The sequence below is a fragment of the Amycolatopsis palatopharyngis genome (assembly GCF_003385185.1).
GTDB classification, from domain to species: Bacteria; Actinomycetota; Actinomycetes; order Mycobacteriales; family Pseudonocardiaceae; genus Amycolatopsis; species Amycolatopsis palatopharyngis.
This window is the reverse complement of sequence record NZ_PQHZ01000048.1, coordinates 33,216-45,446: the sequence shown is the minus strand read 5'-3', so window position 1 is coordinate 45,446 and position 12,231 is coordinate 33,216. Positions and strand designations below refer to the sequence as shown.

11 protein-coding genes are annotated in these 12,231 nt (G+C 67.2%); 6 read left to right on the top strand and 5 right to left on the bottom strand.

All coding sequences use genetic code 11. The features are described 5' to 3' along the window. From D0C15_RS27275 to D0C15_RS27255, 5 genes are all read right to left on the bottom strand, one after another. On the bottom strand, positions 1–704 hold a 704-nt coding region (locus tag D0C15_RS27275), incomplete at its 3' end, for a hypothetical protein (RefSeq protein ID WP_116050980.1). After that, complete coding sequence (locus D0C15_RS27270; RefSeq protein WP_116050979.1) at positions 701–2,518, bottom strand: carbamoyltransferase family protein; 1,818 nt, start codon at positions 2,516–2,518, stop codon at positions 701–703. The genes D0C15_RS27270 and D0C15_RS27275, both read right to left, overlap by 4 nt. 16 nt (positions 2,519–2,534) lie before the next feature. Next, positions 2,535–3,836 (bottom strand): hypothetical protein, encoded by a 1,302-nt coding sequence (locus tag D0C15_RS27265; protein ID WP_116050978.1) that lies wholly within the window; start codon positions 3,834–3,836, stop codon positions 2,535–2,537. A gap of 61 nt (positions 3,837–3,897) precedes the next feature. Continuing rightward, complete coding sequence (locus D0C15_RS27260; RefSeq protein WP_425455435.1) at positions 3,898–5,034, bottom strand: ATP-grasp domain-containing protein; 1,137 nt, start codon at positions 5,032–5,034, stop codon at positions 3,898–3,900. A gap of 131 nt (positions 5,035–5,165) precedes the next feature. Continuing rightward, entirely contained in the window at positions 5,166–6,143 is a 978-nt protein-coding gene (locus D0C15_RS27255) for a glycosyltransferase family 2 protein (RefSeq protein ID WP_116050976.1), read from the bottom strand. Positions 6,144–6,419: 276 nt separating this feature from the next. Between D0C15_RS27255 and D0C15_RS27250 the strand changes: the two genes are divergently transcribed. From D0C15_RS27250 to D0C15_RS27225, 6 genes are all read left to right on the top strand, one after another. Beyond that, complete coding sequence (locus D0C15_RS27250) at positions 6,420–7,202, top strand: hypothetical protein (protein WP_116050985.1); 783 nt, start codon at positions 6,420–6,422, stop codon at positions 7,200–7,202. Beyond that, a complete protein-coding gene (locus tag D0C15_RS27245) occupies positions 7,199–8,257 on the top strand; it encodes a GNAT family N-acetyltransferase (protein WP_116050975.1) in 1,059 nt (352 codons plus the stop codon). Before D0C15_RS27250 ends, D0C15_RS27245 begins: the two co-directional genes overlap by 4 nt. Beyond that, positions 8,254–9,324, top strand: a complete 1,071-nt coding sequence (locus D0C15_RS27240) for a hypothetical protein (protein ID WP_116050974.1) — start codon at positions 8,254–8,256, stop codon at positions 9,322–9,324. Before D0C15_RS27245 ends, D0C15_RS27240 begins: the two co-directional genes overlap by 4 nt. A gap of 7 nt (positions 9,325–9,331) precedes the next feature. Continuing rightward, complete coding sequence (locus D0C15_RS27235; RefSeq protein ID WP_116050973.1) at positions 9,332–10,336, top strand: GNAT family N-acetyltransferase; 1,005 nt, start codon at positions 9,332–9,334, stop codon at positions 10,334–10,336. Further along, positions 10,333–11,361, top strand: coding sequence for a GNAT family N-acetyltransferase (locus D0C15_RS27230; protein ID WP_116050984.1), 1,029 nt, complete (start codon positions 10,333–10,335; stop codon positions 11,359–11,361). The genes D0C15_RS27235 and D0C15_RS27230 overlap by 4 nt, the downstream gene beginning before the upstream one ends. 96 nt (positions 11,362–11,457) lie before the next feature. Beyond that, the gene (locus tag D0C15_RS27225) at positions 11,458–12,228 is read left to right on the top strand and encodes an ABC transporter ATP-binding protein (RefSeq protein ID WP_116050972.1); all 771 of its coding nucleotides are present in this window, start codon (positions 11,458–11,460) and stop codon (positions 12,226–12,228) included. Positions 12,229–12,231 lie beyond the last annotated feature (3 nt).

The window sequence follows — 12,231 nt, the reverse complement described above, 5'->3', positions numbered from 1 at the left end:
GGGGTGGGGGGCTTCAGGGACTGGTCCACCCAGCGGCCCAGTGGGAGGGCGAGCACCAGAGCCGCGAGGACCAGGTGTACGAGCATGAAGATCACGGCGGCGAGTACGGTCGGTGGCCCGCCGAGGAACACAATGATGTGTGAAGCCCACTTGAGCTCCGTCGGCCGCACGCCTGCCGACCACACGTCGTTGAGGGCCCAGAAGGTCAGGTCGTTCAGGCCGGACACCACGACGAGCACCGCGGCGATGCCGGTCTTGAGCACGCTCGTGGTACGGGCACCACCGAGCCGATAGGCCATCAGTGCGAACAGGACGATGAACGTCGTGATGAACAGCTCGAACTGGTAGATCGGCTGGAAAGACCCCTCCGCCTCGGATTCCCGGCCGTACGTCTGGATGCGCATGACGAACTCGGTGTCCAGATAGGACATGTAGCCGACCACGGCCAGTACGATCAACGCGGGGCCGGGCCGAACCTGGGGAAACAGCGCGACCGCGAGCACCGCGAGCACGAACGGGCTGATCTTGAATGCCCACTCGCCGAGATCGTCCAGCGTCTGGTCGGGCGGCAGTACCACCATGATCAGCAGGGTGATCGCCGCGGCGGGAACCGCCGGCAGCACCCAGAGCCAGCGCCGATTGCGGTACAGCGTCCGGAGCCAGTTCTTCTGGGTCTCGGCGGGCGCGTCCAGCTCGGTCGTCATTCGTTCTCGTCCTCCAGGTATGGCTTCTGTGCCCAGAACGGTCCCAGCGCCAGTGCGTCCACATCGGTCTTGAGGAAGCATGCGATCGCATCGGCCGGGGTGGCGACGATCGGTTCGTTGTTGTCGTTGAACGAGGTGTTCACCACCATGGGCACACCGGTGATCTTCTCGAACTCCGAGATCATGGTCCAGTACAGCGGATTGTCCTCCCGGCTGACCGTCTGGACGCGCGCCGTGCCGTCGGCGTGGGTGATGGCTGGAACCGCCTCGCGCTGGTGCTCGAGCACATCGAAGACGAGCAGCATGACCGGTGAGGGATGGTCGCTGACGAAGTAGTCGCCCGCCCGCTCGACCAGACAGGAGGGGGCGAAGGGGCGGAATGCCTCCCTGTGCTTGACTTTCTCGTTCATCCGGGTCTTCGACTCCGGATCCCGCGGGTCCGCCAGCAGCGACCGGTTACCGAGCGCTCTCGGCCCGCATTCCATTCTGCCCTGCACCCAACCGACGATGAGTCCGTCGGCGATCTTCGTCGCGGTGTGTCGTGCGATGTCGTCGACCCGCTGGTATTCGATCCCCGCGTCCTGCAGTGCGACCTCCATCTCCGACTCGCTGAACTCGGGGCCGGTGTAGGTGAAGCCGTCCCGTGGTCGGGGCCTGCCGTACTTTCCGACGCTCACCTCCAGCGCCGCTCCCAGCGCGCAACCGTCGTCGGCGGCGGCAGGCTGGGCGAAGAAGTCCTCGAACGGGGTCTCCAGCAGAATTCTGCCGTTCATCACGCTGTTGAGCGCGACTCCGCCCGCGACGGACAGCCGGGTGGACCCCGTCTGCCGCTGCAGCCACCTGGCCAGGTGTAGTCCGGCCTCTTCCAGCGTCACCTGAAGCGCGTACGCGATGTCCATATAGTGCTGGGGTACCGGGTTCTCGGCCGTCACCTTCGTCCGTGGCCGTGCCGGGCCGAAGGTGTCGGCGAACTTCTGCGACATCATGTGTTTTCCGGAGGTGTGGTGGCGGAACCAGCTCAGATCGAGTTCGAATCCGCCGTCCGGGTCGAGGTGGATCAGCTTTTTGAACTGTTCCACGTAGGTGTCGCGGCCGAAGGGGGCCAGCCCCATGATCTTGCCCTCGTCCCGAGTCGGGTAGAAACCGAGGTATCCGGTCACCCCCGCGTACATGGCGCCGAGTGAGTGCGGAAACTTGATCCTGCGCAGATCGGTGATCCGGCTGCCCTGCCCGTGTGCGAGGTACGTACTCGTTCCATCGCTACCGATACCGTCGAGAGTGAGAATCGCGGACTCCTCCCACGGACAGATGTAGTAGGCGCTTCCCGCGTGCGCGCGGTGATGGTCCACCAGATGCACATCGAACTTCGTGGGCCCGGTGTGGCCGACCGCCGCCCGGACGTCCCGGCCGAGGGTGAACGAGCGCTTCACATGGGCGAGCAGTGCGCCGCCCACGTGGTAGTCGTCGACCCCCTTGCCGCCCCCGGACTTCAGGGTCTCCAGCATCCCAGCGGACCGGCCACCCTCGTCCCCGTTGTCGTTGCGCAGTACCTCCAGTGTCCGCGGGAAGTACCTGGCGAACACTTTCGCCGCATGCAACGGTTCCTGCCAGCGTTGCCAGTAGTAGGCGACATGGTCCACATCGGCCAGTGTGATGCCGCCCTGGCGCAGGCAGAACGCGATGGCCTCGGCGGGAAGCCCGCCGTCGTGCTTGATTCGGGTGAAGCGTTCCTCCTCGGCGAAGGCGATGATCTCGCCGTCGCGGACGAGTGCCGCGGCCGAGTCGTGGACCCTGCTGATGCCGAGAACGTACATGATGACTCCGTCTTTCTCAGTGATTCTGAACGCGAACACGGTTGTGGGCGAGCAGTTCGGGGTGGTGCCGCAACAACATCCGGCGCAGCGTCGTCGCCTCCGCACCGAGTGCGAGCACGATGGCGCAGAAGCCGCCGATCGCACCGAGTGGGGGGACGAGTGCGGCGGCGCACAGCAAAGTGGCGGCAAGGCGCACCACTGCGGCCGCCGAAGTGACGGTCAGGATGCGGCTGTTGGTGTTCTCCAGCAAGAAGCCCGCGTACATGAGCACGATGGCCATGGCGATCTCGACCAGCACGAGAACGCCGAGGGTCAGGTACGCGGACCACGTGGCCTGCTCGGCGGCGTCGGTCAGCAGGAGCTGCCGGGAGGCGGGCAGCACGAGCAGGACGGCCAGCAGTACGGCGAACACCAGTCCGGCCAGTTCCGCCGCCCTGAGCAGGGTCCGTGCCCGTGCCCTTCCCGCTACGGCACCCTGTCCGCGTAGCCGGGCAGAAGTGGCCGGTTGATGCAGTTTGAGCTGGTACAGCACGAAGGAGCAGATGAAGCTGGACGCCATCAGGGCCAGGTAGAACGGCCCGCTGTCGGTGACCCGCCCCGCGACGGCGAGTACCAGGAAGATCGATGAGAGCGTGACGGCGTCGAGCAACTCGGTGAGTCCGAGCAGCCAGGTGCTCCGGCCGAACGCGGGCAGCAGCCTGCGCCCGCTCGGCTGCGCCGGACGGATCCAGTCCTGGGGCAAGGACCGGACGGTGCTGCCGATGATCACCGCGATTCCGGCGACCAGAACCAGAACATGGCTGTGCGGGGACCAGCCCGTGTACCAGGTGGCCGCCGTCGCCCCGATCACCAGCACAGCGGCGACACCGAAGGCGACGGCGTCGAGCACGGGCCTGCCCCGCAGCCGGTGCAGGCCGGACACCGTCATCAGCAAACCCGTGCTCGCCGACCAGGTCGCGGCGGACAGGTACAACGTGACCGTCGACAATGGATCGACCAGCAGGGCGATGGCGAGCACGACCAGCAGTAGCAGCACCGGCGTCGCGGCGATCCGCAGTGCCAGGACGGCCACGTGCGGGGTGAGCAGGCGTGTTCGTGGCAGGACCTTCAGCGCGGCCTTCTCGGCCGCGGTCGGCAGGAACACGAGCCAGGTGCACAGCCCGAGCGCGTTGGTGAACTGGCCATACGTCTCCGCGCCCCATGTGGCCAGTAGCGCGACAGCCATCACTTGCACGCTCAGCCGGAACGCGCCACGTCCCGCGACCAGGCGCAGCATCATCATCGGGCGGAGCGGGGTGACCGAAACCGTGCCCGTCATCGCCGCGGCCCGTGGCGGGTGAGGTGCCCGCGCTGATGGCGCGGGCCGGGAAGAACGGTGCTCAAGGAAGCGGTACCGCCATGTCCTGATCCTCGAGCAGGAACTTGAGCGTCCCCCGCACAGCGCCCTCGGCCGCCCAGAGCCGAGCCGCGGACTCGCCGGCGAGCACGACGTATCCCAGCTTGTAGCCCGCCTGTTCGTAGGGGCGGATGAAGGTGCCCGGCTCGACGAACAGGTGTAGCTCCACCACCTCCGGCATCGCGCGCACCGCCTCGACGCCGTCCACGGCCGACAGGTGTCCCCCTCGGTCCGACGTCAGCATGTGCACCAGAGTCGGCAGCGGTGGTTTCGGGGTCAGAGGCACGTCCTCACCGACAGCGAGCGCGATCGTGGCCTCCATGAGATCGACGCCGTAGCAGGTCTCGACCAGTTCGGCCAGGCCGTTGCCGCCCATCCTGGCACCCATCTCGATCAGGTAGAGCTCGCCGTCATGGCCGAGTACCGCGTCCAGTGTGAGTGGACCGTTGCGGTAACCGAGTTCCGCGCAGATCGACGTCAGCATCGGTATCAGCCGGGCGTCGGCCTCGGCGGGAAGCGCCGCGGGCATCAGGTGCGAGGACGTGACGAAGAACGGCGGGGGAGTGATGGTCCGCTCGGTGACCGCGTGGAAAACGATCTCGCCACGCGCGACCAGCGCCTCGATCGTGAAATGTATCCCGTCCAGATGTTCCTCGACAACGACTCGTCCTGACGGGGAGAACGCGATCGACTCCGTGCACGCCGAACGCAGCATCCCCGGCCCCGCGCAGGCCACCACACCCCTGCTGCCGGAGGAGTCCACCGGTTTGACCAGCGTCGGGAACCTCAGTCCGCGCGCGTTCGAGAGCAGCTCTGGTCCGGGAATGCCGGACACGTTCCGATAGCTCGGAAAGCCGAGCCGATCACACAACGCACGAAAGACCGGTTTGTCGGTCGAGGCGGTCACCGCGGCCTCGGGCAGCGGCTCCGGCAGATTCCAGTGCCGCGAGAGCCAGGCCTGTGCGGGTAGACCCACATCGCTGGCCGGACACAGCACCGCCGCGATATCCGTGCGTCCCGTCAGCGCGGCGGCAATCTGCTCCGGTGCGCGAACGCTCGCGTGCAGGTACTCGTCGGCGACAGCTACTCCCGGAGCTCCGGGCCGGACATCGACGCACACGGTGCGAAATCCCAGCTCTCGGGCCCGGCGGTAAACGCTGACGGATCCGTCCGCCCCGCCCAGTACCAGAAGAGTTCTCGCCGCACTCGGGTGCGCAATGGCACCGGGGCCGTCGTCTCTTGTATTGGTCCTCATGGTGTTGCCCCCAGGAATCGTGAAGTGACGCAGAGCCGATCGTCATCCCGGACAGGGAGAGTCGACTCGCGGATGTAGAACTGGCGTGGTCGTGCCTGGGCCCCGCCGAGCACCACGAGATGGCGCACGGTGAGCGACAGCGTGAAAAGCACGACGGCCAGTAACAGCAGCAGCATCGCGGCGATCGCGTGACCACCGACCAGGCCGGCGGCGGAGGCCGCTGTCAACAGCAGTGCCAGCAGGCCGCTGAGGAGAGTGCCGATCGAGGCGGCGGTGGTCGGCCTACTGCTGAATCCGACGAACAGTTCGACGGCGTGCGCGCTGAGAAATCCGAATCCGACCTTGGATTCGCCGCGTGTGCGCGGGCGATGCCGTACCGGCACGGTGGTGTAGCGGTTGGTGAGTCTGGGCACCGTCGCCAGGAAGTACGGGGTGGGGAGCCTGAGGTCCACGATCTCGCGAGCCAGATCCGACCGCACCAGGCGGAAGGCTGTTGCGCCTCGCGGAATCTCGATCCGCAGGATTCTGCGCCCGATGTAGTGGAAGGCGGCGGTGCCCCAGCGCCGCAGACGGGGATCCTGCCGGTTGGTCCGGACACCGAAAACGGCGTCGTGGCCGTGTTCGGCCGCTTCGATGAGCACCCAGGCCTCGGCCGCCGGGAACTGCTGGTCGGCATCGATATGCAGGATCCACGGGCGGCTCGCGTAGCGGTACCCGGCGGAGAACGCCGCCTCGAAGCCGAAGTTGCGGGTGAAGGAGATGTACTGGACGCGGGGATCGGATTCGGCTATTCGGCGGATCGCCTCCAGTGTGCCGTCGGTACTGCCGTCGTCAACATAGATGATTTCCAGATCGAGTGTGCCGAGTTCGGCGAGAATCTCCCGATAGGACGGTTGGATGTTGTCCGCTTCGTTGTAGCAGGGAATGACCACCGTGAGACCGGTTCTGGCAGGGGACTCCGCCGCATCGGTCATCGAGCCGGGTCCGAAGCGGGCTTCGGCGGGTGATCGGTGTGTCTGGAAAGTGGTGGGCCAGGCATGGGTATCCTTTGTTCGATCTCAGGCAGGCGGGTCGCGCCTACGTAGAGCAGCGATTCGAGAGTTATAGGCCTGACCCCCTCCGTCAGGGGAAGCCTTTCGTCGTTAATTGCGCCGTTCGGCGGCGCGCACCCTCCGAAAGATGTGGGGTGTTTGGCCGATTCCACCGTCGGGCGGCCGAATTCCGCCGGCTTGCTGGCACACTCGGTCGCCATGTGGACTACTGGGGTGAGTGCTTTGTGGCGCTCGGAATACCGTCGTGTCGTCCGGTCCGCGTTCGACACGGTCCCGTTCTACCGCGAGCGATGGGCACTGGACGGAAGGACCGAACCCACCCTGGTTCCGGGCAGGACCGGCCTGCTCGACGGAGCTGTGACCACCGCGGACACGACACGTGCGATGGTGGATCTCGTGCCGCTGGCGGGCGGCGCCACGGAGCCGGACCCGGCACGCGGCCTCGGCAGGATGCTGCCGCAGGCTCGATCAGTTCCACGCGGCTCCCTGGTCGTCATCGCGGATCCGGAGATCGCCTTGCCGCCCACCGATCTCGGTCGACACCTGCGCGGTTCCGTACTCGATCCCGGAGCGCTGCGTACGGATTCACCCGCGCTCGCCGAACTGGCGAACGCCTTGCTGCGCGGCGACAGCGTTGTCGCGGTCGGTCCGGACAAGGGGCTGGCCGCACTGGACGCGGCGCTGCCCCCGGATCTCGGGCAACGCCTCGCTCGAGTGCCACATCGCGCGCTCGACGAACTCGACGGCGGACCGTACGGAGTCCTCCATGATGCACAGCTGGGCTACCTTGGCGCGTTCGGCCGGTGTGGACGGTGGCATCTGGACTGGCGCCAGGTTTATGTGCGGTCCACCAAAGCGGGGCTCGCCGTCACCCTGCTCAGGCAGAACTCGCCGAGGATGGTCGACGTGCTCGTCGCGGGCGGGGTCGCGGGGAAGGTGACGTCCTGCCGCCGGCACGGAACACCGGTTGTGCTGCCGTGATTTCGGAGGTGCTGGTCGTCGATCCACGTGTGGATCCGGAACCACCTGGCTGGCGCGAGTTCCATCGGCGATGGCGGTTGCACGCGGTGTGGGACTACGAACTGCTCCGGCTGGAGGCTTGGACGGCACGTAACCCTCCCGTGCTGATCGTGATCCGGGATTCGGGCAAGGTGGTCGCCGGCCTTTCGGTTCTGGTCTGCAGGCCGTGGCGCGAACCGAGGTACGCCCCCGCGCCGCGACGACAGGGCCGGTGGCCGACGATCCGGGGACCGGTCTGGGCGGAGGTGTATCAGCCCTGGCTCAGTGGCTTTCCCGGGATCGTGTTCGATCCCGGCCTCGACACGGCCGTACGTGAGGAAGTGGTGCGGCTGGCGGAACGAGAACTCGTCCGTCGTTTCGGCTTCGCCTTGCTCGGTGTGCTCTACCGTGCGCTGGATCGCGAACTCGCTGGGATCGTGGGTGGGCGCAGGCGCCTGACCCGCGAGGTCGATTCGGTTTCGGTGCTGGCCAACGTGTTCTCCTCACCCGATGACTGGTTCGCCGCGCTCTCGAAGAGCCGCAGGTCGAGCTTGCGCAGACAGCGCAAGGAGCTTGAGTCGTCGACCGATCTGCTGATACACGGAGGAGCGGGCCGGAGAGATCTCGACGGTGCGCAGGTCGCGCGGCTGATCAACCGGCATCGCGCCGAGCGCGGCAAGGCTCCGTTGGACACCCGTAGCCCGCTCTCCGGTGCCTACTTCGAGACTTTCCTGCGCAGGCCGGACGTACACACGCTCACGTATCACGACGACGAGGGAAGGCTGCTCGCGGTGAACACGATGCTCGACCACCCGGACAGTGTGATCAAACAGCACTGGGCCGCGTTGTCCGAGGCCGAGGGCGGGCGCAAGCACCTGTTCTTCGACAGCTACCAGCGTGCTGTGCGCCACCTGGTGAGCAGGGGTGCCGGAGAGCTGTCCGCCGGACGGCAACCGCACGAGGTCAAGCGATCACTAGGTTTCGGGACCCGCCCGATCTTCGGGGTCGCGGTGCCGCGTCCGGTGGTGGGCCGATGAGCGTCGACATCGTGGATCCTCGGATCGAGGCGGAGCCCGTGGGATGGCGGGACTTCTGCCGCAGGGCGGGACTGCCACCTGTATGGGACTACCAGCTCATGCGGACCGAGGCGTGGCTGGCCCGCAACCCGCCCGTGCTCGCCATCGTCCATAACGGACCCCAGGTGGTCGGAGCGCTTTCGGTCATGGTCTGTCGTACGTTTCGCGATCCTGCTTTCGCGCCTCGGCCGCCCAGGCGGCTCAGGCGGCCGCGCCCGGTGTGGGCGGAGGTCTACCTGCCGTTGCTCAGCGGGTACCCGGCCTGTGTCTTCGACCGTTCGATGGACGCGGCAGCACGCCGAGCGAGCTTGCGGCACTTCGAACGTGAGCTGGTGCGCTTCCTCGGCGTCGGCACACTCGGAGTGGTGTACCGCGCCATGACACCGGAGGTGGGCCTGGCCGCGGTCGGCCGCGGGCGGGTGGCCAGGGAGATCGATCCCACGTCGGTGATGCGTAACCGCTGGTCCTCCTTCGCGGACTGGCTGGCCACCCTTTCGCCGCGATTGCGCGCGATCGTCCACCGGTTGGCGGGGGACGACACGCTCCATGTCACAACCGGTAGCGAGCGAACCGATCTGGACGGTCGCGAGCTGGCCACCCTGCTCAACGCGCATCGGGCGCGGCAGGACGCGCGGGCCTGGGCGGAAGGGCAGCGCTCGCGTGTCGGCGGGCTGCATTTGGACACGCGCAGCCCCGTCGCCGCGGCCTATCTGGACGCGTTCGTTCGCAGGCGGGACGTCGTGACCACGGAATATCGCGACCTGAATGGCAGATTGCTGGCCTTCAACACCATGATCGACCACAAGGTGAGTTCGGCCGTACATCATTGGGCCGCGGTACCGGGCGGGGAAGGCGGACGCAAAGAGCTGTACGTCGACGCCTACGCGCGATGCGTACGGCAGATGATCGAACACGGCAGACCAGAGTTGACCGCGGGTCGCACATTGCTGGATGTCAAGGGGGAGCTGGGTTTCGAGACGAGGCCCTTGACTTCGGTCGCCGTGCCCAGACCGCTGCTGGGGCGGTGAGCAGGCGATGACCGAATCCGTCGAGGTACTCGACCCAGGATACGACGCGGAGCCGGCAGACTGGTCCGGCTTGTGCAGGACGGCGGCGCGGCACGCTTCCTGGGACTTCGGCCTGCTCGGAGTCGAGTCCCGGTACTCACGGCATCCGACCAGGGTGGCGGTGGTCAGGCGCGACGGCATCGTCACGGGTGCGTTGGTGTCGACCCTGATTCGTTCTCGTGGTGGACCCAGCCTGGTGGAGGTGCACAATCCGTGGCTGTCCGGCTTTCCCGGCTGGGCCTTCGCGGACCGCTTGGAACCAGTCGAGCGCAGGGCGGTGTTGCGGGCGTGCGAGCGTGCGCTCTGCCGGGCGGCGGGCGCGGGCTGCACCGGACTGCTGTACCGCTCGGTTCCCGCGGACAGTTTGTCTCTTGTGCGCGGCCGGGGACGCATCGTACGGCCGGCCACGGGCACGGCGATCCTGGACAACACCTTCACCAGCGGTGCGGATTGGATCGCATCGCTGCCGCGCAGTCGCAGGCACAGTATCCGGGGCCAGGTACGCAAGGTCGAAGCGGACTCCGAGCTCGTGGTGCGGTTCGAGACGGCGCGGGACGACCTCGACGGGGCAGAACTGGCCGAGTTGGTCAACCGGCACCGGCATCGCCTCGGCAGGCCGAAGTTCGACAGCCGAAGCCCCGTCACGGCCGAGTACCTGCACGCGCTCGTCCGCAGGAAGGACGTACGGACACTGACTTATCACAACGGGGACGGCAAACTGCTCGCGTTCGCGGATCTGCTGGATCATCCGGACGTCCCGCTCTACCAGCACTGGGCGGCGTTATTACCGGAGGAGGGCGGCCGCAAGCATCTCTACTTCGACTCCTACGCACGGCTGATCGGGCAGATCGTCGCTGATGGTCGCAAGTCGCTGGCCGCGGGCAGGGGAAGGCTCGAGCTGAAGGCCTCACTCGGATTGGGGACACGTCCACTGTGGGCGGTGGGCGTCCCGCGTCCGGTGGCCGGACGATGAACGCGACCGTCGAGGTGCTGGATCCCAGGACGGATCCGGAACCGTCGTACTGGGCCGATCTGCGTCGTCGAGCGGGACTGCGCGCGGACTGGGCGTGGGAAGTGCTGGCGGTGCAGGCGTGGTGTGCGCGGACGCCGCAGTTCGTCACGGTGCTGCACGAGGCAGGACGGCCATGCGGTGTCGTGAGCGCTGCCTGGGTCGGATCGCGCACCCGCAGGAACCGGTTCGTGTCCTCGAAGCGTGGCGGTCGCCTTGGTGGACTGGACGTACGGGCTCCCGGCACGAGTTCGTTGCCGGGCTGGTGGTTCGCCGCGGCGGAGTCCGACGGTGGGTGCCGGGAACTGCTGACCGAATACGTACCGATGATGCGGGAGGTACTCGGCCGCGGACTCCGTGCTCTGTTGCTACGACAGGTGCCCGCGGGCGGACTGTCCGCAGTGGATGGCAGGTTCCGGCTGGTCCGGGAGACCGAGAGTGTCGCCGTGCTCCGGACCGACACATTCGGCGAGCGGCAGGACTGGATGGCGACCCTGGCCAAGAAACGCAGGCAGAACTTGCGCAAGATCTTCCGCACCGTCGACGAGGACGAGACGCTGGACGTGCGCGTCACTCCCGGGAGCGAGGTGGAGCCGGCGCGGGTCGCGGAACTTGTCCGGTACAACGAGAGCAAACACCATGACGTGCCGATCGTTCCGTTGCCCCAGTTCGTCGGGTATCTGGAGCGTCTGCTGCGTCAGCCGGACGTGTTCGTGCTGCGCTATCTCGATCGCGGCTCGGGACGGCTGCTGGCGATCGCGACGATACTGGACGATCCGGAATGGCCGGTCATGCGCACGTGGTCGGCGCTGCCGGTGGAACTCGGCGGGCGGTCGAACCTCTACTTCCATTTCTACGGGGAATCGGTGAGATGGTCGATCGAGAGCGGAAAATCCGGAGTGATCCTGGGAAAGAAGATGGCGGAGACGAAGCGGACACTGGGGGCGGAACTCATTCCGCAGTACGCGGCCGCCGTGCCATTGCCGTGACCGCTTCCCGGAATCCGCGGAGGTAGGGCCAACCCCACGCCGGATTAGGGGGCTGGGGCTGGTGAACCGTCGCCCGGTTCACGATGAGATCGACCCATGACAGCGGCGACGGGGACATCCCGGGAACAACAGGCGAGCAGAACACCCATGGCGGTCGAGTTGCGTGGGGTCAGCCGGGAGTACGGCTCGGGGCAGGCCAGGGTGCGGGCCCTGGACGAGGTGGACGCCGAGTTCGCGCCGGGTTCGTGGACGGCGGTGATGGGACCTTCCGGCTCGGGGAAGTCGACACTGCTGCATTGCGCGGCCGGGCTGGAACAGGTGAGCGGGGGGCAGGTGTCGCTCGCTGGGCAGGACATCACCGCGGCATCGGACGGCGAACTGACCGCGTTGCGTCGCGGGACCATCGGCTTCGTCTTCCAGAGCTTCAATCTGATCGGGTCGCTGACGGCCGAACAGAACGTCGCGCTGCCGCTGAAGCTCCGTGGGGGGCGCAAATCCACAAAGGACGTAAGAGAGGTACTGGCGAGTGTCGGCCTGGATGATCGGCGACGACACCGCCCTCGCGAGCTGTCCGGTGGACAGCAACAGCGGGTGGCCATCGCCCGGGCCATGGTCACCAGGCCCGCCGTACTCTTCGCGGACGAACCCACCGGTGCGCTCGACTCCGGATCGGCCAGAACCGTGCTGGGACTGCTGCGCCGGATGGTGGACTCGGCAGGCCAGACGATCGTCATGGTCACGCACGACCCCGCGGCAGCGGCGAGCGCCGACTCGGTCGTCTTTCTCTCCGACGGCCGCATCGTGGACAGGGCGATCGCGCCCTCGGCCGCCGCCGTCGCCACGCGTCTTGCCCGGCTGGAGGCGTGAGCC

Excerpts from the sequence above, each read along its gene's own strand:
- D0C15_RS27255 (WP_116050976.1), bottom strand. The coding sequence starts at position 6,143 with ATGACCGATGCGGCGGAGTCCCCTGCCAGAACCGGTCTCACGGTGGTC.
- D0C15_RS27225 (WP_116050972.1), top strand. The coding sequence starts at position 11,458 with ATGACAGCGGCGACGGGGACATCCCGGGAACAACAGGCGAGCAGAACA.
- D0C15_RS27235 (WP_116050973.1), top strand. The coding sequence starts at position 9,332 with ATGACCGAATCCGTCGAGGTACTCGACCCAGGATACGACGCGGAGCCG.
- D0C15_RS27270 (WP_116050979.1), bottom strand. The coding sequence starts at position 2,518 with ATGTACGTTCTCGGCATCAGCAGGGTCCACGACTCGGCCGCGGCACTC.
- D0C15_RS27265 (WP_116050978.1), bottom strand. The coding sequence starts at position 3,836 with ATGACGGGCACGGTTTCGGTCACCCCGCTCCGCCCGATGATGATGCTG.
- D0C15_RS27240 (WP_116050974.1), top strand. The coding sequence starts at position 8,254 with ATGAGCGTCGACATCGTGGATCCTCGGATCGAGGCGGAGCCCGTGGGA.
- D0C15_RS27230 (WP_116050984.1), top strand. The coding sequence starts at position 10,333 with ATGAACGCGACCGTCGAGGTGCTGGATCCCAGGACGGATCCGGAACCG.
- D0C15_RS27250 (WP_116050985.1), top strand. The coding sequence starts at position 6,420 with ATGTGGACTACTGGGGTGAGTGCTTTGTGGCGCTCGGAATACCGTCGT.